At 72.5% G+C, this 23,430-nt stretch carries 24 protein-coding genes; 9 read left to right on the top strand and 15 right to left on the bottom strand.

Going from position 1 to position 23,430, the window contains the following annotated elements:
- The first annotated feature begins 262 nt into the window (after positions 1 to 262).
- The 4 genes from AADR41_RS02930 to AADR41_RS02915 all read left to right on the top strand — a co-directional run bounded on the left by AADR41_RS02930 (position 263) and on the right by AADR41_RS02915 (position 2,811).
- Positions 263 to 718: an RICIN domain-containing protein gene (locus tag AADR41_RS02930; protein WP_342279787.1), complete on the top strand. Its 456-nt coding sequence runs from the start codon at positions 263 to 265 to the stop codon at positions 716 to 718.
- A gap of 156 nt (positions 719 to 874) precedes the next feature.
- Entirely contained in the window at positions 875 to 1,372 is a 498-nt protein-coding gene (locus AADR41_RS02925; RefSeq protein WP_342279786.1) for a peptidylprolyl isomerase, read from the top strand.
- A gap of 116 nt (positions 1,373 to 1,488) precedes the next feature.
- Entirely contained in the window at positions 1,489 to 1,992 is a 504-nt protein-coding gene (locus tag AADR41_RS02920; RefSeq protein ID WP_342279785.1) for a hypothetical protein, read from the top strand.
- Between the two features lie 75 nt (positions 1,993 to 2,067).
- Positions 2,068 to 2,811 (top strand): Clp protease N-terminal domain-containing protein, encoded by a 744-nt coding sequence (locus tag AADR41_RS02915; protein ID WP_342279784.1) that lies wholly within the window; start codon positions 2,068 to 2,070, stop codon positions 2,809 to 2,811.
- Positions 2,812 to 3,030: 219 nt separating this feature from the next.
- On the opposite strand, the gene AADR41_RS02910 is transcribed toward AADR41_RS02915, so the two are convergent.
- The gene (locus AADR41_RS02910) at positions 3,031 to 3,606 is read right to left on the bottom strand and encodes a histidine phosphatase family protein (RefSeq protein ID WP_342279783.1); all 576 of its coding nucleotides are present in this window, start codon (positions 3,604 to 3,606) and stop codon (positions 3,031 to 3,033) included.
- A gap of 146 nt (positions 3,607 to 3,752) precedes the next feature.
- Positions 3,753 to 5,222, bottom strand: coding sequence for an aminotransferase-like domain-containing protein (locus AADR41_RS02905; RefSeq protein ID WP_342279782.1), 1,470 nt, complete (start codon positions 5,220 to 5,222; stop codon positions 3,753 to 3,755).
- On the opposite strand from AADR41_RS02905, the gene AADR41_RS02900 reads away from it, so the two are divergent.
- Positions 5,221 to 6,255, top strand: a complete 1,035-nt coding sequence (locus AADR41_RS02900; RefSeq protein ID WP_342279780.1) for a DMT family transporter — start codon at positions 5,221 to 5,223, stop codon at positions 6,253 to 6,255. The two genes, AADR41_RS02905 and AADR41_RS02900, sit on opposite strands and share 2 nt — an antisense overlap.
- 86 nt (positions 6,256 to 6,341) lie before the next feature.
- Positions 6,342 to 6,554 carry a DUF1918 domain-containing protein gene (locus tag AADR41_RS02895; protein WP_342279779.1) on the top strand — a complete coding sequence of 71 codons (213 nt, stop codon included), beginning with the start codon at positions 6,342 to 6,344 and terminating at the stop codon, positions 6,552 to 6,554.
- 102 nt (positions 6,555 to 6,656) lie between these two features.
- Here the strand turns inward: AADR41_RS02895 and AADR41_RS02890 are convergent, their stop codons facing one another.
- Positions 6,657 to 7,934: a glycoside hydrolase family 10 protein gene (locus tag AADR41_RS02890; RefSeq protein ID WP_342279778.1), complete on the bottom strand. Its 1,278-nt coding sequence runs from the start codon at positions 7,932 to 7,934 to the stop codon at positions 6,657 to 6,659.
- Between the two features lie 199 nt (positions 7,935 to 8,133).
- Between AADR41_RS02890 and AADR41_RS02885 the strand changes: the two genes are divergently transcribed.
- Positions 8,134 to 8,994: a 3-hydroxybutyryl-CoA dehydrogenase gene (locus tag AADR41_RS02885; protein WP_342279777.1), complete on the top strand. Its 861-nt coding sequence runs from the start codon at positions 8,134 to 8,136 to the stop codon at positions 8,992 to 8,994.
- A 72-nt stretch (positions 8,995 to 9,066) separates the two neighbouring features.
- Here AADR41_RS02885 and AADR41_RS02880 read toward each other — a convergent pair whose 3' ends face one another.
- From AADR41_RS02880 to infC, 9 genes are all read right to left on the bottom strand, one after another.
- The gene (locus AADR41_RS02880) at positions 9,067 to 9,597 is read right to left on the bottom strand and encodes an NUDIX domain-containing protein (protein ID WP_342279776.1); all 531 of its coding nucleotides are present in this window, start codon (positions 9,595 to 9,597) and stop codon (positions 9,067 to 9,069) included.
- Positions 9,598 to 9,684: 87 nt separating this feature from the next.
- Complete coding sequence (locus tag AADR41_RS02875) at positions 9,685 to 11,034, bottom strand: transcriptional regulator (RefSeq protein WP_342279775.1); 1,350 nt, start codon at positions 11,032 to 11,034, stop codon at positions 9,685 to 9,687.
- A 423-nt stretch (positions 11,035 to 11,457) separates the two neighbouring features.
- Positions 11,458 to 13,971, bottom strand: a complete 2,514-nt coding sequence (gene pheT, locus AADR41_RS02870; RefSeq protein ID WP_342279774.1) for a phenylalanine--tRNA ligase subunit beta — start codon at positions 13,969 to 13,971, stop codon at positions 11,458 to 11,460.
- Complete coding sequence (gene pheS, locus AADR41_RS02865; protein ID WP_326764629.1) at positions 13,971 to 15,098, bottom strand: phenylalanine--tRNA ligase subunit alpha; 1,128 nt, start codon at positions 15,096 to 15,098, stop codon at positions 13,971 to 13,973. The genes pheT and pheS overlap by 1 nt, the downstream gene beginning before the upstream one ends.
- Positions 15,099 to 15,243: 145 nt before the next feature.
- On the bottom strand, positions 15,244 to 16,404 hold the full coding sequence (locus tag AADR41_RS02860; protein ID WP_342279773.1) for a sensor histidine kinase: 1,161 nt from the start codon (positions 16,402 to 16,404) through the stop codon (positions 15,244 to 15,246).
- An 89-nt stretch (positions 16,405 to 16,493) separates the two neighbouring features.
- Entirely contained in the window at positions 16,494 to 17,324 is an 831-nt protein-coding gene (locus AADR41_RS02855) for a TrmH family RNA methyltransferase (RefSeq protein WP_342279772.1), read from the bottom strand.
- Positions 17,325 to 17,445: 121 nt separating this feature from the next.
- On the bottom strand, positions 17,446 to 17,829 hold the full coding sequence (rplT, locus tag AADR41_RS02850) for a 50S ribosomal protein L20 (RefSeq protein WP_072484442.1): 384 nt from the start codon (positions 17,827 to 17,829) through the stop codon (positions 17,446 to 17,448).
- Between the two features lie 113 nt (positions 17,830 to 17,942).
- Positions 17,943 to 18,137, bottom strand: coding sequence for a 50S ribosomal protein L35 (rpmI, locus tag AADR41_RS02845; protein WP_072484441.1), 195 nt, complete (start codon positions 18,135 to 18,137; stop codon positions 17,943 to 17,945).
- A gap of 121 nt (positions 18,138 to 18,258) precedes the next feature.
- Complete coding sequence (gene infC / locus AADR41_RS02840) at positions 18,259 to 18,957, bottom strand: translation initiation factor IF-3 (RefSeq protein ID WP_329200305.1); 699 nt, start codon at positions 18,955 to 18,957, stop codon at positions 18,259 to 18,261.
- Between the two features lie 342 nt (positions 18,958 to 19,299).
- Between infC and AADR41_RS02835 the strand changes: the two genes are divergently transcribed.
- Positions 19,300 to 19,662, top strand: a complete 363-nt coding sequence (locus tag AADR41_RS02835; protein WP_342279771.1) for a DUF1844 domain-containing protein — start codon at positions 19,300 to 19,302, stop codon at positions 19,660 to 19,662.
- Between the two features lie 86 nt (positions 19,663 to 19,748).
- Here the strand turns inward: AADR41_RS02835 and AADR41_RS02830 are convergent, their stop codons facing one another.
- A complete protein-coding gene (locus AADR41_RS02830; RefSeq protein WP_342279770.1) occupies positions 19,749 to 20,522 on the bottom strand; it encodes an SseB family protein in 774 nt (257 codons plus the stop codon).
- Positions 20,523 to 20,629: 107 nt separating this feature from the next.
- Between AADR41_RS02830 and AADR41_RS02825 the strand changes: the two genes are divergently transcribed.
- Positions 20,630 to 21,343, top strand: coding sequence for a serine hydrolase (locus tag AADR41_RS02825; protein WP_342279769.1), 714 nt, complete (start codon positions 20,630 to 20,632; stop codon positions 21,341 to 21,343).
- A 72-nt stretch (positions 21,344 to 21,415) separates the two neighbouring features.
- On the opposite strand, the gene mycP is transcribed toward AADR41_RS02825, so the two are convergent.
- Together mycP and AADR41_RS02815 are read right to left on the bottom strand one after the other, a co-directional pair.
- Complete coding sequence (gene mycP, locus AADR41_RS02820) at positions 21,416 to 22,609, bottom strand: type VII secretion-associated serine protease mycosin (RefSeq protein ID WP_342279768.1); 1,194 nt, start codon at positions 22,607 to 22,609, stop codon at positions 21,416 to 21,418.
- Positions 22,606 to 23,418 (bottom strand): hypothetical protein, encoded by an 813-nt coding sequence (locus tag AADR41_RS02815; protein WP_342279876.1) that lies wholly within the window; start codon positions 23,416 to 23,418, stop codon positions 22,606 to 22,608. Before AADR41_RS02815 ends, mycP begins: the two co-directional genes overlap by 4 nt.
- Between the last annotated feature and the right edge of the window lie 12 nt (positions 23,419 to 23,430).

Genomic DNA, 23,430 nt, shown 5'->3' with positions numbered 1-23,430 from the left:
ATCGGCGGCCGGTTCAACAGCCGGGTCGGCCCTGGCACCGTTCTGATCGACGACATCGCGCAGCGGCTCGCGCCGTCGGTGCGCCCGGCCGGGGCGTGCGCCGGTCCTACGCCGGGGTCTGCCCGGCCTGCGCGCCGCATGATGGCAGCAGCGAGCCGTTCATGCGGGCATATCGACCATGAACGCATCTTCCATCAGGTATCCCCTGTTCACTGCTCGGTGGCGCCCTGCCATGCCGGAACGAGCCGAGGAGTCGACGTCGATGAAGAAGTTTGCCGCCACGGGTGCGGCCGTCGTGCTGAGCTGGGGACTGGGTACCGCACCGGCGAACGCGTCGCCGGTCCACTACCACCTGCAGAACGTGGCCACGCTCGACTGCCTGGACTTCCGGGCCGACTACGGGCCCTACGCGACAGGCTGCAACGAGGGCGCGTACCAGACCTGGCTGATGAACGACGCCATCGGCCGGCTCTCCGAGATGCGGCAGAACGCGGGCGACAGGCTGTGCCTGGTGGCCCGCAACGGTCAGGCGACGATGAAGCCCTGTTCGTCCAGTGACCCGGCGGCCCTGTGGAAGGCGTACGCCACCGCCGCGGGCTTCGAGCTGATCAACAACGTGACCAAGACCTGCCTCGGCGAGGGCTCGGGGAGCATCGCCCACGTCACGCTCGTCAAGTGCACCGGTGGCAACTCCCAGCAGTGGACGCTCTACCGCTGACCTGTTCGACGCCTTGCGAGTGGCGAACGGCCGGGGCGGCGGTGGGCACTCACGAGGCGTCCCGGAGACCCGGGGCGGGTCACGGCACCGTCCTTCCGCCGGGCCGTGACCGTGCCCGCCCGTCGGTCCCGAACGCGTCGATGTCAGGATGGTTCCATGACGAGCAAGGTTTACTTCGACATCACCATCAACGACGAGCCCGCCGGGCGGATCACGTTCAAGCTGTTCGACGACATCGTTCCCAAGACCGCGGAGAACTTCCGCGCGCTGGCGACCGGTGAGAAGGGCTTCGGTTACAAGGGGTCCTCGTTCCACCGCATCATCCCCGAGTTCATGCTCCAGGGCGGCGACTTCACCGCGGGCAACGGCACCGGCGGCAAGAGCATCTACGGCGCCAAGTTCCCGGACGAGAACTTCAAGCTGAAGCACACCAAGCCGGGCCAGCTGTCCATGGCCAACAGCGGCCCCGACTCCAACGGCTCGCAGTTCTTCATCACGACGATCGTGACGTCGTGGCTGGACGGCAAGCACGTGGTGTTCGGTGAGGTCGACGACGAGGCCGGCATGGACCTGGTCAAGAAGATCGAGGCCCTCGGCACGCAGAGCGGCCGCCCGCAGGCGAAGATCACCATCGCGGACAGCGGCGTTCTCTGACCCGCACGCACAGCAGCTGGATCGAGCGCGGCGCCCCCCCCGGCAGTCCCGCCGGGCGGCGCGCTCCGTCGTACCGGCGGCCGGGCGACGCCGGCTCCGCTCGGTACGGTGCCGGGATGGGGAACACATTCCACGGCGGGGGCCGCACCCTGTCCCTGTCCAACGGCGGCACGGCGGTCTTCGTCGACGTGCTCGTACTGGCCGTGTCCGATCTCGCCGACAGTGCCTGGGAGTACCGCTTCGCCACCCTGCTGGCCCTGCAGGACCAGGGCGTCATGGGGCGCGGAGCGGTCGGATTCGACCTGGAGGACATCGACTGGGGCCGCTCACCGGGCGAGCAGGCGGCGGCGAAGGGTTTCGTCCTGCGGGTGCTCGATCTGGCGCTGCGCAGGCACCGGTGGGACGAGCTGGGCTACGAGCCGCCGTTCGCCGAGGAGTATCTGCGGCAGTACCGCGAGATGGTCGAGGCGTTCGACCCCGCCGACGCCGGGCTCCGCAACGGCGGCAACCCGCCTTTTCCCGGCCCGGAGGAGGCCGCCATGGCGTCGTGCGTGCGGCACCGCCTCCTGTGCGTGCCGGAGTACGGGGAGGCATGCGTCTTCTGCAACTCCTCGCACTGAGCCCCGCGACCGGAGCGCACCCCCGACCGTCAACCGGCAGTTGACACCTGGAGACTGTCAACCTACGGTTGACACATGGAGAATCCCGTACGCCCGACGCATCCCGTGCGCCTCGACGAACTGATCGAGGCCATCAAGAAGGTTCACACCGACGCCCTCGACCAGCTCTCCGACGCGGTGATCGCCGCGGACCACCTCGGTGACGTGGCCGACCACCTGATCGGACACTTCGTGGACCAGGCCCGGCGCTCCGGTGCCTCCTGGACCGACATCGGCAAGAGCATGGGGGTGACCAGGCAGGCCGCCCAGAAGCGGTTCGTGGCCAAGGACCCCGGCGAGGTGTCGGATCTCGACCCCAGCCAGGGGTTCAGCCGCTTCACCCCGCGCGCCAAGAACGTGGTGATGGCCGCGCAGAACGAGGCCCGCTCCGCACACAACGACGAGGTGGGCACCCAGCACCTGGTACTGGGGCTGCTCAGCGAACCGGAAGGGCTGGCGGCCGCCTTCGTCAAGGCCCAGGGCATCACCCTGGAGGCCGTCCGCGGGGCCGCGACCGAGGCGCTGCCGCCGGCCGCGACCGGCGAGCTGCCGGAGCTCGTTCCGTACGACGCCGGGGCCCGCAAGGCGCTGGAGCTGACGTTCCGCGAGGCGCTCCGGATGGGCCACAACTACATCGGCACCGAGCACATCCTGCTCGCGCTGCTGGAACAGGAGGACGGTACGGGGGTGCTGACCGGTCTCGGCATCGACAAGGCGGCCGCCGAGGCGGGCATCGCCGAGGCCCTCAGCCTGATCGCCGCCCCGCCGGAGAACGGCTGAGCGGTGCGGTGCCGGCCGCCGCACAACGGCGGCCGGCATCCGGCTCCCCCGACCGCCAGGGCGAATTCCGGCCAGTGCCCGGCGGCCGGGGCTTCGAGGGCGAGAGGACTGCGGCCGACGTGGGCACCGCGCACGGAGCGGGCAGTCCCCGGCCGTGAACCGTGCGCCGACCAGGGCTTCCCGCCCCGTCGGCGGTGCGCCGGCCGTCCCGGTGAACGGTCAGCGGACTCCCGCTTCGAGCCTGAGACTCCAGCGGCCCGGCACGCCGGTCAGCGTGACCGTGGAGAGCGGCCCGACGTCCACGCTCCAGTACGCCGACGGCGGGGCCTTGAGCGCGTAGACGAGGGCGGCCCGGACGACCGCCGGTTCGGCGACGGCGACGATGGCGCCCTCGCACACGGGGCGGGTGTCCAGCCAGCCCCCTATCCGCGAGATGAAGGCGAGCAGCGGCTCGCCACCGTGCGGGGCGGAGCGCGGATCGGCCAGCCAGGCATCGACCGCCGCGGGTTCGCACGCCGTGACGTCGGCGAGGGTACAGCCCCGCCAGCGGCCCATGTCGCAGTCGCGCAGGGCCGGTTGGACGAGCGGGGCGAAGCCCAGCGCGTCGCCGGTGGCACGGCTGCGCGGGGTCGGCGAGCAGTAGCGCAGCTCGGCTGCGCCCAGCGGCATGAGGGCGGGCGCGGCGAGCCCGATCTCGTACAGACCGGTGTGGTCGAGCGGCCGGTCGTCGTCGAAGCGCTCGGCGAGCAGGGCGGAGCTGCGAGCCGCGGCGACCAACGAGACTCTGGAAGTCATGGCGGTGATCGTGGATCCGAACACCCTTCCGGTCAAGAGGGCCTCCGCAAGTCCGTACGGCCCGGTCCGGAACGAGGCGGATCCCACCACCCCCGCCCCCGATTGGCCAAAAGCGCCCTTCTCATGGGACACCCGGGTCTGCCGGGTCAGGGTCGCGGGCCGCCGCCGGAACCGGTCAGTACCTCCTCGCAGGCGGTGCGCAGCCGGCGGATCCCCTCGGCGATCTCGGCCGCCCCGGCGGCCGCGGCAAAGCTCAACCGGATCTGCGGGGACGGGGGTTCGGCGCAGAAGTAGGGGCGGCCGGGCGCGATGGCGACGCCCGCGCGCAGGGCCGCCGAGACCACCGCGGACTCGTCCGTGCCGGCCTCCGCCTCGGGCAGGCGCAGCCAGAGGCTGCCGCCGCCGGCGGGGAGGTGCGGAAGCGTGAGACCGGGCAGTTCCAGGCTCAGGGCCGTCGTCATGGCGGTGCGCCGGTCGCGCAGAGCGGTCGACACGGAACGCAGGTGGTGGCCCCACGCCGGGGAGCCGACGAGTTCGAGCGCCGCCTCCTGGAGCGGGCGGGGGACGAAGAAGCTGTCGACGATCTGGATGGCGCGCAGCCGGCCCAGCACCGGCCCGCGGGCGGCCAGCGCCCCCACCCGCAGGCTCGGCGAGGCGATCTTGGTCAGGGAGCAGACATGGACGACCACCCCGTCCGGGTCGTCGGCGGCCAGGGGGGCGGGCAGCGGGCCGGCGTCGTCGTGGACGAGCCGGCGCGCGAAGTCGTCCTCGACGACGAAGGCGCCCGCCGCGCGGGCGATCCGGACCACCTCGGCGCGCCGTTCGGGGGCCAGGACCGCGCCGGTCGGGTTCTGGAAGAGCGGCTGGCAGACGAAGACGCGGGCGCCGGTGGCCCGGAACGCCGCTTCGAGCAGCTCCGGCCGTACGCCGTCGGCGTCCATGGGCACCGGCACGGGCCGCAGTCCGGCGGCGCGGGCGACCGCCAGCATGCCCGGGTAGGTGGGTGACTCGACCAGGAGCGGGGCGCCGGGCGGGGCGAGTGCGCGCAGCGCGGTGGCCAGGGCGCTCTGGCCACCCGCGGTGATCAGTACGTCGGCGGCGCCGAGCGCGGGCCCGATCTCGCGGGCGAACCAGGCCCGCAGTTCGGTCAGGCCGTCGGTGGGCGGCCGGTCCCAGGCGCCGGGGCGGCGGCCGGCCCGGGCTAGGGCGGCGGCGAGCGCCCGCTCCGGCTGCAGCGAGGAGTGGAGGTAGCCACCGTTCAGCTCGATGACTCCGGGCGGCGGTGCGGCGAGCGTGACCAGGACCCCGGAGGCGTCGACGGTGCGCGGCACCGCCTCCGGCCCGCCGTCGCCGCTGAGGGACACCTCCTGCCAGGAGGTGTCGCCCGGCGGGGACACATCGGTGCGGGGCTGCGCCCGGAAGGCTCCGGAGCCGGGCCTGGTGACCACGAGCCCCTCGGCGACGAGCTGGGCGACGGCCCGGGAGACGGTGACGGGGCTGACCCGGAAGCGCTCCACCAGGGCCCGACTGGACGGCAGCTTTCCACCCGGTGAGTAGCGGTTCAGTTCGACCCGGAGGGATCCGACCAGGTCGGCGACACTGCTACGCTCGTTCATGAGAGCAGAGAGTAGCGCTATCGATGACAACTCGATAGCACTCGGCCGGTCGTCCGGCGCCCGTCCCGGCGCCAGTAACGACACCGTCGATCACACCAGCACCAGCACCAGCACCAGCACCAGCACCAGCACCGACAGCAACGCCGCCGCCGGCCGTGGGTCGCACCGCGGCGGCCTCGTGCTCGCCGGGCTCGGCGTCTTCGCCTTCTCGCTGACCTTTCCCGCCACCGCCTGGGGCCTGGAGAGCTTCGGCCCCTGGTCCCTGGTGGCGCTGCGTACCCTGCTCGGCGCGGTGATCGCGGGCGGGGCGCTGCTCCTGGGACGCGTCGCGCCGCCGGACCGCCGGCACTGGGCCGGGCTGGCCGTGGTCGCCGCGGGCGGGGTGATCGGCTTCCCGCTGCTGACCACGCTGGCGCTGCAGACCTCGACGACCTCGCACGCGGCCGTGGTCGTGGGCCTGCTGCCGCTGACCACCGCGGTGTTCTCCTCGCTGCGGACCGGAGCGCGGCCGTCGCGCGCCTTCTGGATCGCGGCACTGGCCGGCGCGGCCGTGGTGATCGCGTTCACCGCGCAGCAGAGCGGGGGCGAGCTGTCCGGCGCCGATCTGTATCTGTTCGGCGCGCTGCTGACGTGCGCGGCGGGCTACACGGAGGGGGGCAGGCTGGCCCGGGTCCTGCCGGGCTGGCAGGTGGCTGCCTGGTCGCTGGTGCTCTGTCTGCCGCTCTCGGTGGCGGGGACGGCGCTCGCGTTGTCGGCCGAGCCGGTGCGGCTGACCGCTCACGGGGTGATCGGCCTGGTCTGGGTGGCGGCCGGTTCGGCGTTCCTCGGGCTGTACGTCTGGTACCGGGGGATGGCGGAGATCGGGGTGCCGCGGGCCAGCCAGCTCCAGCTCGCGCAGCCGCTGCTGACCCTGCTGTGGTCGTTCCTGCTGCTCGACGAGACGGTCCCGGCGGCGGCGCCGGCGGCCGCGATCGCGGTGCTCGTCTGCATCGCGGCCACCCAGCGGACGGGGCGTGAGCGGCGTACGCGGTGAACGCCCCGTCCTCCCCACCGGGCAAAGCCGGCTTTCGGTCATAGACTTGTCGACATGGACCGTCACCCGTGAGGAGGTCAGTCCCGATGGAGGCACACGCGGGCGACCGGCTGCTGATGCACGGCAGGACCGTGGGACAGCACGACAAGGTCGCAGAGATCGTCGAAGTGCTCGGGGCCGGGGGCACTCCCCCGTACCGCGTCCGCTTCGAGGACGGACACGAACACCTGATTTCACCCGGTCCCGACAGCGTCGTACAGCACACCGGCACCCGGAAGCAGGCCCCGGAGACTCCGTAGCGGCCTCCGGCGGCCGGCACCGCTCCTCGCTCCCGGTACCGGGCCGGGCCGGTCCGTTCCCGGCGGCCCGGCCCGATCACCCGTCGCGTCCACCCCGTTCGGTCAGCGGGGTGGGCGCACCCTGCTGCGGTAGTGGTCGCCCACCACCCGGTCCATGGCCCCGATCCGGTCCCTGACCACGTCCTTCCCGGAGAAGTACACATGGCCGCGCACCTGGTCGTACCGGGCGGCGAGGTCGATGTGCCGGGAGAGTTCGGCCGGGTCCTGCCAGGCGGCGGGCTGGGCCGGGTCACCGGCCTTGTACAGCGCCTCCCCCACGAACAGGTCGACCTCCGTGCCGCGCACCACCTCGCTCCACCACGGCAGCAGCTTGGCGTAGTCGGCGGCGGCGAAGCCGATGTTCCAGTAGATCTGCGGGCAGATGTAGTCGATCCAGCCCTTCCTGATCCAGCCGCGGGTGTCGGCGTACAGATCGTCGTAGGTCTGCACGCCCGCCCTGGTGTCGGAGCCGAGCGGATCGGTGGAGGCGTTGCGCCACACCCCGAACGGGCTGATCCCGAACTGGACGTTCTTCTTGATCTTCTTGATCCGCTCGGAGGTCTCGCGCACCAGCTTGTCGGTGTTGTCGCGCCGCCAGGCGGCCTTGTCCGGGAAACCCGCGCCGTACTTGCGGTACGTGGCGTCGTCGTCGAAGACCTGCCCGGCCACCGGGTACGGGTAGAAGTAGTCGTCCCAGTGCACGGCGTCGATGTCGTAGCGGCGGACCGCATCGAGCATCGCGTCCTGGACGAAGCTGCGGACCTCCGGAATCCCGGGGTTGTAGTAGAGCTTCCCGCCGTACGGCAGGACCCAGTCGGGGTGCAGCCGGGCCGGGTGGGTGGCGGCCAGCCGGGACGGGTCGGTGTGGTTGGCGACCCGGTACGGGTTGAACCAGGCGTGCAGCTCCAGTCCGCGGCGGTGTGCCTCGCGGACGGCGGTGCCCAGCGGATCCCAGCCGGGGTCCTTGCCCTGGACGCCGGTGAGGTACTGGGCCCACGGTTCGTAGGGCGAGGGCCACAGCGCGTCGGCGGTCGGCCGGACCTGGAGGACGACGGTGTTCAGCCGCCGGTCCACGGCCTCGTCGAGGTAGGCGATCAGCTCGGCCTCCTGGGCGGCAGCGCTCAGGCCGGGCGCCGAGGGCCAGTCCAGATTGGCGACGGTGGCGACCCACATTCCGCGCAGCTCGCGCCGGACGACATGGCGGTGGCGGGAGTGCTCCGGCGCACCGGTCCGCCGGGAAGGACCTGCGAAGGCGTCACCGGCCAGGGTGACGGTGCTCACCATCCCCGCGACCACCCCGGCCGCTCCCGCCACAAAGCTTCTTCGGGCCATTTGCCGCATTTCGCTGCACCTGCCGTCTCTCTGTCATCGTTGTCAACGATCCGTCGCCCCTGTATTCAGGCGTAACGCAGAGCATGCCCGCCCCGGCCCACGATGACCCGTAAGGCGCGGAGTAACGTCGGGGGGTCGGGGCGGGCACCGGTATCAGACGGGAACCTGCGACACGCAGAACAGCGAAAGGCACGAGGTGACGGACTCTATGGCCGACATTGCACGCGTCGGAGTGGTGGGCTGTGGCCAGATGGGCGCGGGCATCGCGGAGGTGTGCGCCCGCAGCGGTCTTGAGGTCATGGTGGCCGAGACCACCGGCGAGGCGTTGGAGATCGGCCGCACCCGGCTGCACAACTCCCTCTCGAAGGCCGCCGACCGCGGCAAGATCACTCCGGAGGAGCGCGACGAGACACTCGCCCGGCTGAGCTTCACCACCGACCTGGGCGAATTCGCCGACCGCGATCTCGTCATCGAGGCCGTCGTGGAGAACGAGCAGGTCAAGACCGAGATCTTCCAGGTGCTCGACCAGGTGGTGACCCGGCAGGACGCGATCCTCGCCTCGAACACCTCCTCCATCCCGCTGGTGAAGCTGGCCGTGGCGACCTCCCGCCCGGACCAGGTCATCGGCATCCACTTCTTCAACCCGGCCCCGGTGCAGAAGCTCGTCGAGCTGATCCCCGCCCTGACGACGTCCGACGAGACGGTCAAGCGGGCCGAGGCCCTGGTCCAGGAAGTGCTGGGCAAGCACCCGATCCGCGCCCAGGACCGCTCCGGCTTCGTCGTCAACGCGCTGCTGATCCCGTATCTGCTCTCCGCGATCCGGATGTTCGAGTCGGGGATCGCCAGCCGTGAGGACATCGACAACGGCATGGAGCTCGGCTGCGCCCACCCGATGGGCCCGCTCAAGCTCTCCGACCTGATCGGTCTCGACACGGTGGCCTCGGTCGCCGACTCGATGTACGCGGAGTTCAAGGAGCCGCTGTACGCCGCTCCCCCGCTGCTCCAGCGCATGGTGGACGCGGGCAGGCTCGGCCGCAAGACGGGCTCGGGTTTCTACCCGTACTCCTGATCCTTCCTCCGCGCCCGTACGGGGCCGGGCCGGGCAATCCCCGGACCGGCCCCGTACGCGGTCGTGCGGTGCTCAACCCAGCCGTAAGTGGCGCAGCATCATCAGTCCGGCGGCCATGCCCGCGGCCGGGATCTCGCCGCGCAGGATCAGGCCGGGCACCAGCTTGAGCGGTATCCACTCGCGGCGCGAGGACTCGAAGGCGTCGCTGGGCGTGCCGGTCCAGTCGGCCCGGTCGGACCAGTAGAGGTGGTGCCGGGCGTCGATGAGGCCGTTCGACGGCTCCACGGTCAGCAGCGGGCGCAGCGGACCGGGGCGCCAGCCGGTCTCCTCCTCCATCTCCCGGGCGGCGGCGGCCTCGTTGTCCTCGCCGTCCTCCACGACGCCCGCGGCGAGCTCCCAGCCCCAGCTGTCCGTGATGAACCGGTGCCGCCAGAGCAGCAGCACCTCGTCGGCCTCGTTGACCGCGGTGGCAGCCGCGACGGGGCGCAGCCGGATGAGGTAGTGGTCGAGATGGCGTCCGTCGGGGATGACGACGTCCGCCAGATTGACCCGGAACCAGCGGTTCTCATACACAGTTTGTTCGTTCAGGTTCGTCCATTGCACGGTTTTGCCACCTTCCGACAAGTAGGTGGCAACATCGCAGCAGGAGCAGGACCGGAAGGGAACGTACCGGTATCCCCCGCTCCGCGCTCACAGCGGTACGCGCAACGCCCCGTCGATCAGTTCGGCGGCCCGCCCCGCATCCGCGCAGCCGCTCGCGACCAGGTCCTCGCGCACGGCGCGCAGCCGGTCACGCAGCCGCCGCGACTCCATGCCCCCGGCCCGCTCCGCCATCTCCACCGCGGTGGCCGCCGCCCGGTCCGCCTCCCCCTGACGCAGTTCGACATGGGTCAGCATGGCCAGCCGGTGCACCCGGCCCCGGTCGTGCGCCGGGATCCGCACCGCCTTCGCCGCGTGCTCCCGGGCCCCCGGCAGATCGCCGATGCCGAGCAGCGCCTCGGCCACCTGCACATCGACCAGTCCCGGCTGCACGTAGCCCGTCTCGTCCGGTTCCCGGCCCGGCAGGATGCGCCCGGCCTCCGACTCGGCGCGCCGGATGCACTCGCGGGCGCCGCTCGCGTCGCCGAGACGGGCGTACGCCTTGGCCTGCATCGCGTACAGATCGGCGGCGAGCGCCGGGCTGATGTGTCCGGTGGCGGCCCGCAGCGCCGCCTGGGCGAAGGCCACGGACTGGCGGTAGTCGGCGAGGAGGAGCGACTGGTTGACCAGCAGGGCGATCACATAGCCGCCGAGCCCCCGGTCCCCGCTCGCCTTGGCCAGCCGCAGCGCCTGGTGGAAGTAGCGCTGGGCGAGCCCGTGCGCGTCGGAGTCGTACGCGCAGATCCCCGCGACCGCCACCAGCCCGCCGGCCGCCCGGTACAGCCGGCGGCCCATCGCGTCGCTGTAGCCGCCACGCAGCAACGGGGCGGCCTCGGCGTTGAGGAAGCCGACGACGCGGGACCGGGTCGCGATTCCACCCGCCCGGCGGTACATCAGTTCGTAGTGGGTGCGGGCCGCGCGCAGGGTCACTATGTCGGCCATGGAGACACGGGTCGCCCCGTCGCGGGAGACATCGGCGTCCTCCGGCGGGTTCTCCCACTCCCATACCGGCATCACCGCCGTGGTGCCCGTGACGGCGGCCGGGGCGAGGGCTTGCGGGCGCTGCGCCTCGTCCGAGCGCCACAGCGCGGTGGCCCGCTCCACGAAGCCGGTGAGCGGGGAGCCGGGTACGGGAGAGCCGGTGCCCGGGGCCGCCATGCCGATGTCTTCCAGCGAGACGGGCCTGCTCAGCCGGTTGCCGAGCACCTCGCAGATCAGGTCGGGCACCTGGCCGCGCGGGCGCTGCCCCTTCAGCCAGCGGGCCACGGCGGTGTGTTCGTACCGCAGTCGCAGTCCGCGGGGGCGGCCGGCCCGGTTGATGTGCGCGGCGAGGCCCGCCCGGGAGACGCCCGCCTCCTCGATCAGGGCAGCCAGCAGAATGTTGGGCTCCGTTGCCCCCATGTGCCCCTCCGGTGGTTCGGCACGCCGAGGCGTGTCGCACCAGTGGAGCACGATTCACACGGGGTGTGAACGCAATGCCCGAACCGTCCCGCTGCGCACCCTGTTGCGCCGGCGCGCGGATCGGTTGAATCAGTCGTCTCGCAAGAGGCGGACGGGTCGTCTGCTCCCCCTCGTACAGTACGACGACCCGCAACCGCGCCGTCCGCGCCGCCGACCTGCCCGACGCTCCGAGGCAGCGCGGACGGCGCCGGACCGCACGGCCCACTGCCCACGGATCGGAGGGTGGCTGCGGGATCGGCTCGGAGCCGGGTTCCCCCGGGCCGCGCCGGGGCCCGCGTGCGGTCCACGCCGTTCGGCGAGCATGGCAGGAGGGGGGGCTCCGATGACCGGATGCGCCCCTCCTCGCCGTGTCCGTGCGGAACGCTACGCGCCCCGCAGCACCGCGCCCGTCCGCTCGGCGGCCAGGGCCACCGCCGCGTCGCGCGCGGCCGAGGCCTCGTCCACCGTCAGCGTGCGGTCCGCCGCGCGGAAGCGCAGCGCGTACGCCAGGGACTTGCGGCCCGCACCGATCTGCTCACCGGTGAAGACGTCGAACAGCCGCACCGATTCGAGGAGTTCGCCCGCGCCTTCGCGCAGCGCCCGCTCCACGTCGGCGGCCGGGACGTTCTCCGCGACGATCAGCGCGACGTCCTGGGTCGCCACCGGGAAGGTGGAGATCCGGGGCGCCTGGAGCGCGCCGTCGACGGCCTGCTCCAGGACGTCGAGCTCGACCTCGGCGGCGCAGGTCCGCTCAGGCAGGTGGAGCGCCTTGACCACCCGCGGGTGGAGTTCGCCCGCGTGCCCGAAGAGCGTCTCCTCGCCGTTCACCATGACGTACAGCGCGGCGCAGCGGCCCGGGTGCCAGGGCGCGTGCTGGTCGGCGCGCACGGTCACCTCGACACCGGCCTCGTGGGCGATCGTGCGGGCGGCCTCGACCGCGTCCGCCCAGTCGGCCGGGCGGCCCCTGCCCCACCAGCCGGCCTGCTCGCGGGCGCCCGCGAGGACGACCGCGGCGCGGCGCGGCTGACGCGGCAGCGAGGCGTCGAGCCCGGCGATCTCCTCCGCGGTGGGCCGGCAGTCGACGGGCAGCCGTACGGCCTTGGTCTCCGTGCCCGTGGGCCGGAAGACCAGGCCGGTCTCGAAGAGCGCGAGGTCGTGGCTGCCGCGTCCGTCGTTGCGCCGCAGTGCGCCGAGCAGGCCCGGCAGCAGCGTGGTGCGCAGCGCCGGCTCCTCGTCGGAGAGCGGGTTGACGAGCTTGACGGTACGGCGGCGGGCGTCGTCGGCGCCGAACCCGAGCTGGTCGAGGACGGCGTCGCCGATGAACGGGTAGTTCAGCGCCTCGACGTAGCCGGCTCCGGCGAGCGCCCGGCCGACCCGGCGGTGCAGCCGCTGGCGGTCGGTGAGCCCGCGGCCCGACGGCGGGGTGGGGAGGGTCGACGGGAGGTTCTCGTAGCCCTCCAGCCGGATGACCTCTTCGGCGAGGTCGTTCGGCTCGCCGAGGTCAGGGCGCCAGGACGGCACGGTGACGATCAGCTCGTCCTGCCCGTAGACGTCGCAGCCGACCTCCTGGAGGCGGCGCACGACGGTCTCGCGCCCGTAGTCGACGCCGGCCACCTTGTCGGGGTGGTTCGCGGGCATCGCGATGGTGCGGGGCGCGGACGGGGCGCTGACCTCGGTGACCCCGGCCTCGGCGGTGCCGCCGGCGAGCAGCACCAGCAGGTCGACGGTGCGCTGCGCGGCGGCAGCGGCGGCCTGTGGGTCCGAGCCGCGCTCGAAGCGCTTGGACGCCTCGGAGGACAGCTTGTGGCGGCGCGCGGTCCGGGCGATCGAGATCGCGTCGAAGTGCGCGGCCTCGATGACGACCTCGGTGCTGCGGTGCTCACCGTCCTGGACGTCCGCGATCTCGGTGTTGGCACCGCCCATGACGCCCGCGAGGCCGATCGGCCCACGGTTGTCGGTGATGACCAGGTCCTCGGCGTCCAGGACGCGGACCGTTCCGTCGAGGGTGGTGAGCTTCTCGCCCTGCTGGGCGCGGCGCACCCCGATCGGCCCGTCGATGCGGGTGCGGTCGTAGGCGTGCAGCGGCTGGCCGAGTTCCAGCATCACGTAGTTGGTGATGTCGACGGCGAGCGAGATCGGGCGCATCCCGGCCTTCTGCAGCCGGCGCCGGAGCCAGATCGGGGAGCGGGCCTCGGGCTGGAGACCGACGACGGTGCGCGCGGTGAACCGGTCGCAGCCGATCGGGTCGGCGACCTTGACCGGGTAGCCGTACGCGTTCGGCGCGGGCACGTCCAGCAGCGCCGGGTCGCGCAGCGGCAGCCCGTACGCGATGGCGGTCTCGCGGGCGACGCCGCGCATGGAGAGGCAGTAGCCCCGGTCCGGCGTGACGGCGATGTCCAGCACCTCGTCGACGAGCTGGAGCAGCTCGATCGCGTCGGTGCCGACCTCGTGCTCGGGCGGCAGCACGATGATGCCGTGCGTGCCGTCGTCGCCCATGCCGAGCTCGTCGGTGGAGCAGATCATGCCGTGCGAGGTCTTGCCGTACGTCTTGCGGGCGGCGATCGCGAAGTCACCGGGCAGCACGGCGCCCGGGAGGACCACGACGACCTTGTCGCCGACGGAGAAGTTGCGGGCGCCGCAGACGATCTCCTGCGGCTCGCCGGTGCCGTTGGCGCTGCCGACGTCGACCGTGCAGAAGCGGATGGGCTTCTTGAAGCCCTCCAGCTCCTCGATGGTCAGTACCTGTCCGACGACCAGCGGGCCCTTGAGGCCGGCGCCGATCTGCTCGACGGTCTCGACCTCCAGACCCACGGCGACGAGCTTGGCCTGTACGTCACGGCCGGTCTCCGTCGCCGGCAGGTCGACGTACTCCCGCAGCCAGGAAAGCGGGACGCGCATCAGATCTCCATCCCGAACGGCCGGGTGAACCGGACGTCACCCTCGACCATGTCTCGCATGTCTTCTACGTTGTGGCGGAACATCAGCATCCGCTCGATGCCGAACCCGAAGGCGAATCCGCTGTACTTCTGGGGGTCGACGCCGCAGGCGATGAGCACCTTGGGGTTGACCATGCCGCAGCCGCCGAGCTCGATCCAGCCCTCGCTGCCGCAGGTGCGGCAGGGGCGGTCCGGGTTGCCGACGGAGGCGCCGCGGCAGACGTAGCAGACCATGTCCATCTCGGCGGACGGCTCGGTGAACGGGAAGAAGTTCGGCCGCAGCCGGGTCTTCATGTCCGGGCCGAAGAGCGCCTGGACCATGTGGTCGAGGGTGCCCTTGAGGTCGGCCATGGTGAGGCCCTCGTCGACGGCCAGCAGCTCGATCTGGTGGAAGACCGGGGTGTGCGTCGCGTCGAGCTCGTCGGTGCGGTAGACGCGGCCGGGGCACACGACGTAGACCGGGGGCTCCCGGTCGAGCAGGGAGCGGGCCTGGACCGGCGAGGTGTGGGTGCGCAGCACGACCCCGGACTCGTCGTTCCTGGCGCCGTCGGGGCCCTGGACGAAGAAGGTGTCCTGCATCTGCCGGGCCGGGTGGTCGGGCACGAAGTTCAGGGCGTCGAAGTTGAACCACTCCGCCTCGACCTCGGGGCCCTCGGCGACCTCGTAGCCCATGGCCACGAAGACGTCCGCGACGCGCTCCATGATGGTCGTCAGCGGGTGGCGGGCGCCGGCCGGGGTGCGGTCGTAGGGCAGCGTGACGTCCACCGCCTCCTCGACCAGCACGCGGGCGTCCCGCTCCGCCTCCAGCTCCGCCTGACGGGCGGCGAGGGCCTTGGAGACCGCGCCGCGGGCCTGGCCCACGCGCTTGCCCGCCTCGGCCTTGGCCTGCGGCGGCAGTGCGCCGATCTCGCGGTTGGCGAGCGACAGCGGCGAGGTGCCCCCGGTGTGCGCGGTCTTCGCCTGGGCGAGCGCGTCGAGGTCACCGGCGGCGGCGAAGGCGGCGAACGCCTCGTCCCGCATGCGCTCGATCTCTTCCGGTTTCAGTGCCTCGACCTCGACTGGGTCGTACGACTTGTTCGGTGCCGACATCTCTTCCCGTGCTTCCGATTGGCTGATACTGCGCTTACCGGGGAAGGCCCCGGACCCCCATGGCCCCGATCGACGACTGGAGGACGCAAAGGTGCCAAAGGTCGAGTCTAAGGGCCACAGGATGTGTGGGAGGCCCGCGGGCCGCTCAGACCAGGTAGGCCGGCGTGCTCACGGGCAGGATAAATCGGAACTCCGCGCCGCCGCCGGGGCCGCGGCCGACCGTGATCGTGCCGCCGTGCGCCTCGACGATGCCCTTGACGATGTAGAGGCCCAGGCCCGTACCGCCGCGCTTGCTCCCCCGCCAGAAGCGGGTGAAGACACGGCCCATCGACTCCTCGGGAATGCCGGGGCCTTCGTCGCTCACGGTGACCGCCGTTCCCTTCTCGTCGCTCGCGGGTGCGGGTGCGACTTCGATGGTGACGGTTCCCTCGCCGTGGCGCACCGCGTTTTCCAGCAGGTTGCCGAGCACCTGGTCGACCTTGTCGGGGTCGGCCCAGACCGCGGGCAGCGGCTGGCAGGTACGGACGAGGAAGCGGTCGGGGTCCTGGCCGGTCGCGGTGAGGGCCTGGACGTGCCGTTCGACGGCGGCGGAGAGGTCCACGGGCTGGCGCCGCAGCTCCAGGCGTCCGGAGTCGATCCGGGAGATGTCGAGCAGCTCGGCGATGAGCCGGGTGACACGGCCGGCGTCGGCGTCGACCGTCTCCAGCATCAGGCGCTTCTGGTCGTCGGTGAACCGCTCCCACTTGGCCAGGAGCGTCGCGGTGAAGCCCTTGACCGAGGTCAGCGGGGAGCGCAGCTCGTGGGCGACCGTGGCGATCAGCTCGGCGTGGCTGCGTTCGTTGCGGCGGCGGGCCTCGGTGCCGCGCAGCGAGACCACCACCCGCCGCACCGGCCCGGTCGGGTGCTCGCGCACGTAGCGGGCGGAGACCAGGACCTCCCGGCCGCCGGGCAGCAGCAGATTGCGCTCGGGCTGGCCGACCCGGGTGGCGAGGCCGTCGTAGGGGTCGGTCAGCTCCCACCAGCGGCGGCCCTTGAGGTCCTCCAGCGGCAGTACGTGCTCCAGGGCGCGGCCGAGGGCGGCGGCCCTGGGCACCGCGGTGATCCGGGTGGCCGCGGCGTTGAAGCAGATGATCCGGCCGGTCTCGTCGGCGACGGCCAGGCCGTCGGGCAGATGGTCGGGATCGATCCCCATGTCGAAGACTCCGGGCTCCGGATTCTCGGCCGCGTCGCCCGCCCCGGCGGCGGGTTCGCAGGCGCGCACGACGGCCGTATGTGTCTCGCGCGGCCTGCTCATGCCGACAGCCATATCCCGTACCCCACCTCTCGAACCGGTGCAGTGGGCCCCCGAGTTCGCCACCCTACTAGTCGTCGGTGACCCGGCGACACCCTGCGATGTCACCGCGGGCGCTGGGCCCTCGCGGAGGCGTACAGGCATACGGCTGCCGCCGTCGCGAGGTTGAGGCTCTCCGCCTTGCCGTGGATGGGCACCCGCACCACGGCGTCGGCCAGTGCCCGGGTCTCCTCCGGCAGGCCCCAGGCCTCGTTGCCGAACACCCAGGCGGTCGGCCCGCCCATGGTGCCCGCGTCGAGTTCGTCGTCGAGGTCGTCGTCGCCCGCGCCGTCGGCGGCGAGGATCCGTACCCCGGCCGCCCGCAGCCCCTGCACGGCCTGCTCGACCGGGACGCCCACCGCGACCGGCAGATGGAAGAGCGAACCGACCGACGCCCGGACCGACTTGGGGTTGTAGAGGTCCACCGACGCGTCGGTGAGCACGACGGCGTCGGCGCCCGCCGCGTCGGCGCAGCGCAGCACCGTCCCGGCGTTCCCGGGGTCGCGCACGTGGGCGAGGACGGCGACCAGCTTCGGCTTAGCGGCGAGGATCGCGTCGAACGGGGAGTCGAGGAAGCGGCAGACGCCGATCAGGCCCTGCGGGGTGACGGTCTGCGACACATCGGCGAGCACCTCGCCGTCGGCGAGGTGCACCCGGGCGCCGGCCGCGTGGGCGGCGGTGACGATGTCGGCGTACCGCTCGGCCGCCTCCACGGTGGCGAACAGCTCGATCAGGGTCGGCTCGCCGTCGCTGCCGCGGTGCCCGGCGGCCTCGCGCACGGCCTGCGGCCCCTCGGCGATGAACCTGCGCTCCTTGCCGCGGAAGTTGCGCCTGGCCAGCCGCCGGGCGGCGGCGACGCGTGGCGATCGCGGGGAGATCAGTTCGGGGGTGCCCATGGTCGGCGGCGAGCCTCTCTGCATACGGAGGTGGCGGACGTACGGAACGTGTCGTGCAACGCACCGGACCCGCAGACGGCGAGCGCCTGCGGGTCCGGAACGGAAGACAGTGCGACCTGGATCAGGCGGCCTTCGGGGCGTTGACGTCGCTCGGGAGGGCCTTCTGGGCAACCTCGACGAGGGCGGCGAACGCGTTGCTGTCGTTGACCGCGAGCTCGGCCAGGATCTTGCGGTCCACCTCGATGTTGGCGGCCTTCAGACCCTGGATGAGGCGGTTGTACGTCATGCCGTTCTGGCGGGCAGCGGCGTTGATGCGCTGGATCCACAGCTGACGGAAGTCGCCCTTGCGCTTCTTGCGGTCGTTGTAGTTGTAGACGAGGGAGTGGGTGACCTGCTCCTTCGCCTTGCGGTACAGGCGGGAGCGCTGGCCGCGGTAACCGCTGGCCTGCTCGAGGATTGCCCGGCGCTTCTTGTGAGCGTTTACTGCCCGCTTGACGCGTGCCACTTTTTAACTCCTTGTAGCGGGGCTGGTGTTCGCGGTGTCGACTCACCCAGCCCGGAAACGAATTGGTCCCGGTCTCGAATTCGGCGCCCACGGATTCACCGCGGGCCGCGAACTCACTTGCCGAGAAGCTTCTTGATCTTCTTGGCGTCGGACGGAGCCACTACGACCGTGCCGGTCAGCGAGCGGGTCTTCTTGGACGACTTGTGCTCAAGAAGGTGGCGCTTGCCGGCGCGCTCACGGAGCACCTTGCCGGAGCCGGTGATCTTGAAGCGCTTGCTGGCACCGCTGTGCGTCTTGTTCTTCGGCATCGCGCCGTTCTCTCCTCGTCAGTGGCGCCCCTCGCGGTGCGGGCACCGGGCAGCAGGGGCGTCAGATCTTGGTGGGAATTCCGGGGTGACCCGGGGCCGCCTGGATGGCGGCCCCCGGAGGTCAGGCCTCGGAAGGTGTCTCGGCCGGAGCCTCGGGCTGCGCTTCGGCAGCCTCGTCCGCGGCCTCGGCGTCGGGGGTGGAACCCTGACGCTCCGCCTTGCGGGCGGCCTGAGCCTCACGGGCCTCGGCCATGGCTTCGGTCTTCTTCTTGTGCGGGCCCAGAACCATGATCATGTTCCGGCCGTCCTGCTTCGGGTTGGACTCGATGAAGCCGAGTTCCTCCACGTCCGAAGCCAGACGCTGGAGCAGTCGGAAGCCCAGCTCGGGGCGGGACTGCTCACGACCACGGAACATGATCGTGATCTTGACCTTGTCGCCCTGCTTGAGGAACCGGACGACGTGACCCTTCTTGGTGTCATAGTCGTGCGGGTCGATCTTCGGCCGGAGCTTCATCTCCTTGATGACCGTGTGCGCCTGGTTCTTGCGCGCCTCACGGGCCTTCATGGCCGACTCGTACTTGAACTTCCCGTAGTCCATGAGCTTGCACACGGGCGGACGGGCGGTCGCCGCCACCTCGACCAGGTCGAGGTCGTACTCCTGTGCGAGTTCCAGGGCCTTGGCAAGCGGAACAATCCCGACCTGCTCGCCGCTGGGACCGACAAGTCGCACCTCGGGAACGCGAATCCGGTCGTTGATGCGGGGCTCGGCGCTGATGGATCCTCCTCGGTAGCACCACGCGGCCGCCTGGCGGACAGCCACGTAACGTCTGTTTCGTTGGACCAACCGCACAAGGGCAAGAAAAATGCCCCGGACGGGACACAGGCGGGGCTCCTGGAACAACCGGAACCACCGCGGTCAACCGCGGGGCGCATCGGGCGGTCCCATCGTCCGTACGGAACGATGGTCACCGCCTGACCGGATGACCCGCCGTCCCGGGGGACGGTCAGGTGGGAGATCGGAGCCTCCACTTGTGGGCCGGGCACATAGCTGCCCAGCCGGTCGTTACACAAGGTTAGCAGCTCCCCCGGGCGGACGCTAACCGGCTCCCGCCCGCCGCTCCCGCGGACGGGGAGGCTCCGGCGTGGGCCTATCGTATGGCCCATGAGTGACGCGACCCCCACCAGTGATTCCCCCGGCTTCGACGACATGACCCGCGACATCGCGGAGGTCCCCGCGGTCGAGGTGATCGTCACGGTCGCGGTCAATCTGATGAGCGCCGCCGCCGTGAAGCTCGGGCTGACCGAGGACGGCGACGAGCACAAGGACCTCGACGAGGCCCGCAAGCTGGTGCACGCGCTGGCCGGCCTGCTGGACGGCAGCGCCACCGAGATCAGCTCCTTCCACGCGGCACCGCTGCGGGACGGCCTGAAGTCGCTGCAGCTCGCGTTCCGCGAGGCGTCGCTCGTACCGGACGAGCCCGGTAAGGGCCCCGGCGAGAAGTACACCGGCCCCGTCTTCGGCTGAGCCGCTCCCCCTTTTCCGCGTTCCCCCGAAACCGCAGAGTCCCCTGCCCGACGTCCGGGCGGGGGACTCTTCTGCGTACGGGTCGATCAGCGCGTGAAGAGCGGCTCGCCCGGGGCGGCGGCGTCGGCCGGGAGCAGCGCCAGGTCCAGGCCGCGCACCAGACGGGCACGCAGGACCTCGTCGGCCGCCAGTGCGTCCGCGACCCGGCGGGCCGCCTCGGCGGGCTCGGTGCCGGCGGCGAGTACCAGGGCGAGGGTGCCGTCGGCCCGGCCCGGCCCGAGGTGGGCCCGGAGCACCGAGGGTTCGGCGGCGACCGCGTTCCGTACCGCCGAGGTGACGGCGGGGTCGTCCAGCGGATCGGCGCTGGTGCGGCCCTCGGCGAGGGCGAGCAGCGCGGAGCCGGTCAGCTCGAACGCGACCGGGCCGGCGAGGTCGAGGACGACCGTGTCCGCCTGCTCGTGCGCGGCGGCCTGCAGCGCCTGGTGCAGGGGTACGGCGACGGGGCGGGCCTGCGGATCCCAGCGGGCCAGTGAGTCGGTCGAGGTGAAGGCGGGCAGGGCCCGGCGGTCTCCGGCCCGGAGGGTGGGCACGGCCATGTCGCTGGTCTTCTCGCGGCGCAGTCCGCCCACCCGTCCCCCGTCGCCGCCCTTGCCGGACGCCCGGCTCACCTCGACGTCCTCCTCCACCTCGCCCAGCACGGCGACGACCGGGACGAGGAGCCGGGCGCCCCTGAGGGCTTCGAGTACCGGGCCGACGGCCTTCCGGTCCTCGGCCCAGGCGGCCAGAGCCGTCGTCAGTGCCGGGTCGGCCGTGCCGTCGTCGTCGGAGTATCCGGGGTCCGGAATGTTCTTCTGCGCCACGGGGCGAGCCTAGTGCCTGGGCCGCGCCGTCCCGTCGACAGGTCCGTATCGTCCGTACCGGCCGCCGGACCGCCCGGGTCACGGCGACTGAGGGTGAGGAGCCGGAAGTGGATCTCGACGTGGCGCTGACCGCGGCGGTGGAGCCGCTGACGGCCGGTGCGGACGGTGTGCGGGTGTCGGTCGCCGTGCTGGACACCGGCAGCGGGGCGCGGGCGGTCCACGGGGACGGTTCGTTCGACACCGCCAGTGTCGTCAAGGTGGATCTGGTCGCGGCGCTGCTGCTGGCCGCCCAGGACGAGGGGCGCGCGCTCACCCCGTTCGAGCGCGGGCGCGCCGCGGCCGTGATCGAGCGGAGCGACAACGCCTGCGCCACCGTGCTGCTGCGGGAGATCGGCGGCCCGGCGGCGCTCGACGCGGCCAATGCCCGGCTGGGCCTGACCGGGACGACGGCGGCGCATGCCTGGGGGCTCACCCGGACCACGGCAGCGGACCGGCTGACGCTGTTGCGGGCGGTGTTCGGCACGGAGTCGGAGCTGAGCGCCGAGTCCCGTGCGTACCTGCGGAGGCTGATGGAGCGGGTCGAGGCCGGTCAGCGATGGGGGGTGTCGGCGGCGGGCGACGGCTGGGCCCTGAAGAACGGCTGGATGCCACGGACGACGACCGGACTGTGGGACATCAACAGCATCGGCCGGGTCCGGGCCGGCGGGCGCACCTGTCTGGTGGCGGTGCTCTCGGACGGGCAGCCGACGAAGGAGTCGGGGATCGCACTGGTCGAGGCGGTGGCGAGAGCGGCGGTGGGGGTGCTCGCCGGAGCGCGGTGAGCCGGGGCGCGGCGAGCCGGGGCGGTCGGCCCGTACGGAGGCCGGCGCCGCGCCTCCTGTCGCAGGGAGCGGTCAGCCCCGTACGGAGGCCGGGCCGCGGCCCCTGTCGCGCCAGAGCACCACGGCCAGGGCCAGCAGTGCCGCTCCGAGGCCGCCCGCGCCGGCCGCGAGCCAGCCCGCGGGGCTGCTCTCGTGGTGCTCGGGGGTGGGACCGGCGCCGAAGTAGCGCTTGCGGTAGCCGGCCCCGGTGGATTCGGCGCGCAGACCGGCGGGGCGGAGTGCGGCGCCGGCCTCGATGGCCGCGGCGGGGTCGACGATGCCGTAGCCGCGGGCGTCGTCCCGGCCGGACGCCGGGGCGCCGCGGGCCGTGTCCGCGAGGAGCTTCTTGATCTGGGCCGGCGAGAGCCCCGGGTGCGCGGCGCGGACCAGGGCGACGGCGCCGGAGACGAACGCGGAGGCGGCGGAGGTGCCCCACTCCACGTAGTACTGCTGGTCGGGTGCGGCGACGACGATGTCGACCCCGGGTGCGCTGACCGTGGCGTACCAGCGGCGGGTGGAGAACGCGGCGTGGGTGCCGTACCGGTCGACGGCGGCGACCGCGATCACGCCCGGGTAGGCGGCGGGGTACGAGATGTGGTCGCCCTTCTCGCCGCCGTTGCCCGCGGAGGCGACGACGACGGCCCCCTTCTTCAGCGCGTACTGGATGGCGGCGTCCTCGCCGGCCTCGGGGTGCGCGGACTTGCTGTCGTCGCCGAGCGAGAGGTTGATGACGTCGGCGCCGTGGTCGGCGGCCCAGCGGATGCCGTCGGCGAGGGCCGTGCCGCGCGACTCCCGGGCTTTGGCGCGGGACGGGTCGGAGGCTTCGAGGATCACCCGGACCGGGAGGATCTTCGCCTCGGGCGCGATGCCGAGCACCCCGTCGTCACGTCCCGCTCCATGGCCGTGGCCTGCGATGATGCCTGCCATCGCGGTGCCGTGGCGGGCCCAGGAGCGATCGCCGCGGCGGGCGCCGAAGCCGATCATGTCCTTGCCGGGAAGTACTTGGCCGGTCAGGTCGGGCAGGTTGCCGTCGACCCCGGTGTCGACGACGGCGACGGTGATGCCCCGGCCCTTGGTGGTCCGCCACGCCTCGTCGGTGTGGAGTGTCTGGAGGCCCCACTGCTGGTCCCGGATGGCGTCGGCGCCGGCCGGTGTCGCGGGCAGGAGCGCGAACGCGGTGGCGGCGCAGACCGCGCCCAGGGCGCGGCGGCGGGTGCGGCGGCTCATTCCGGCTTCTCCGTGAGGTCGGTGACGGTCCTGCGCAGACCGCGTTCGATCCGGTCGGCGATGCCCTTGGCCTCGTTGCCGAGCCCGGCCTGGGCGGCGGCCGTCGTGGCGTTCGCGGCCATGGCCCTGTCGACGGGCTGCGGGTCGGTGACGGTGCGCCCGTCGGCGAAGCCGGACACGGCGAACGCGACGACGGGCAGGTCGGTCAGTACGCGGACGGTCCAGCTGGCGCGCTGGCGGTCGCCGAATCCGGCGGCGGCCGTGCCCTTGACGGGGTAGGTGCGGGGCATCAGGTCGGTGCGCCGGCCGAGGTGCTGGCCGGTGAAGCGGGTGCTCAGCGCCTTCATCGCCGCCTCGTCGCCCTCGGTGAAGATCAGGCCGACCGTGGTGACGCTGCTGGCGGTGGCGTCGGTGTAGGTGGCGCGGAGCATGCGTGCGCAGCCGACCGGTCCGAGGGTCCGGGCCAGCAGCGGGTCCAGGCCGGCCCGGCAGCCGCTGTCCGGGGCGACGGCGATCCGGGTCCAGACCCGGTCGGCGCCGCCGGGGCCCGCTCCGTCGCCGTTCAGGGTGCGGGGGAAGAGGGTGTCCACGGGGACGCTGTGCCAGGCGGAGCGGCCCACGGTGTAGGTGCTGTGGGCGGTCGCGTCGGCCGAGGAGTCGCTGGTGAGCCAGGCACCGGTGGCCGCGCCTCCGATCAGTCCGAGCCCGAGCACGACACAGGCCGCGGCGGTCGCGGTCCTGGCGGGGCGGCGGGTACGGATCGGGCGCAGCCGGGTGGTGGTCTCGGCGGGCGTCTCGGGGCGGGGCAGGACGTACGGCGG

Origin of the sequence: Streptomyces sp. CLV115 (assembly GCF_038448545.1) — a bacterium.
GTDB classification, from domain to species: Bacteria; Actinomycetota; Actinomycetes; order Streptomycetales; family Streptomycetaceae; genus Streptomyces; species Streptomyces sanglieri.
The sequence above is the reverse complement of the archived record's forward strand: the minus strand, read 5'-3'. Positions and strand labels throughout refer to the sequence as shown.

What these genes read in the sequence shown, in the direction of transcription:
- AADR41_RS02860 (WP_342279773.1), bottom strand. Translation starts at nt 16,404, where the DNA reads ATGGCTGTCGGCATGAGCAGGCCGCGCGAGACACATACGGCCGTCGTG.
- AADR41_RS02895 (WP_342279779.1), top strand. Translation starts at nt 6,342, where the DNA reads ATGGAGGCACACGCGGGCGACCGGCTGCTGATGCACGGCAGGACCGTG.
- AADR41_RS02925 (WP_342279786.1), top strand. Translation starts at nt 875, where the DNA reads ATGACGAGCAAGGTTTACTTCGACATCACCATCAACGACGAGCCCGCC.
- pheT (WP_342279774.1), bottom strand. Translation starts at nt 13,971, where the DNA reads ATGCGCGTCCCGCTTTCCTGGCTGCGGGAGTACGTCGACCTGCCGGCG.
- AADR41_RS02930 (WP_342279787.1), top strand. Translation starts at nt 263, where the DNA reads ATGAAGAAGTTTGCCGCCACGGGTGCGGCCGTCGTGCTGAGCTGGGGA.
- pheS (WP_326764629.1), bottom strand. Translation starts at nt 15,098, where the DNA reads ATGTCGGCACCGAACAAGTCGTACGACCCAGTCGAGGTCGAGGCACTG.
- AADR41_RS02910 (WP_342279783.1), bottom strand. Translation starts at nt 3,606, where the DNA reads ATGACTTCCAGAGTCTCGTTGGTCGCCGCGGCTCGCAGCTCCGCCCTG.
- AADR41_RS02875 (WP_342279775.1), bottom strand. Translation starts at nt 11,034, where the DNA reads ATGGGGGCAACGGAGCCCAACATTCTGCTGGCTGCCCTGATCGAGGAG.
- AADR41_RS02835 (WP_342279771.1), top strand. Translation starts at nt 19,300, where the DNA reads ATGAGTGACGCGACCCCCACCAGTGATTCCCCCGGCTTCGACGACATG.
- rpmI (WP_072484441.1), bottom strand. Translation starts at nt 18,137, where the DNA reads ATGCCGAAGAACAAGACGCACAGCGGTGCCAGCAAGCGCTTCAAGATC.
- AADR41_RS02890 (WP_342279778.1), bottom strand. Translation starts at nt 7,934, where the DNA reads ATGCGGCAAATGGCCCGAAGAAGCTTTGTGGCGGGAGCGGCCGGGGTG.
- mycP (WP_342279768.1), bottom strand. Translation starts at nt 22,609, where the DNA reads ATGAGCCGCCGCACCCGCCGCCGCGCCCTGGGCGCGGTCTGCGCCGCC.
- AADR41_RS02905 (WP_342279782.1), bottom strand. Translation starts at nt 5,222, where the DNA reads ATGAACGAGCGTAGCAGTGTCGCCGACCTGGTCGGATCCCTCCGGGTC.
- AADR41_RS02900 (WP_342279780.1), top strand. Translation starts at nt 5,221, where the DNA reads ATGAGAGCAGAGAGTAGCGCTATCGATGACAACTCGATAGCACTCGGC.
- AADR41_RS02920 (WP_342279785.1), top strand. Translation starts at nt 1,489, where the DNA reads ATGGGGAACACATTCCACGGCGGGGGCCGCACCCTGTCCCTGTCCAAC.
- AADR41_RS02855 (WP_342279772.1), bottom strand. Translation starts at nt 17,324, where the DNA reads ATGGGCACCCCCGAACTGATCTCCCCGCGATCGCCACGCGTCGCCGCC.
- AADR41_RS02915 (WP_342279784.1), top strand. Translation starts at nt 2,068, where the DNA reads ATGGAGAATCCCGTACGCCCGACGCATCCCGTGCGCCTCGACGAACTG.
- AADR41_RS02885 (WP_342279777.1), top strand. Translation starts at nt 8,134, where the DNA reads ATGGCCGACATTGCACGCGTCGGAGTGGTGGGCTGTGGCCAGATGGGC.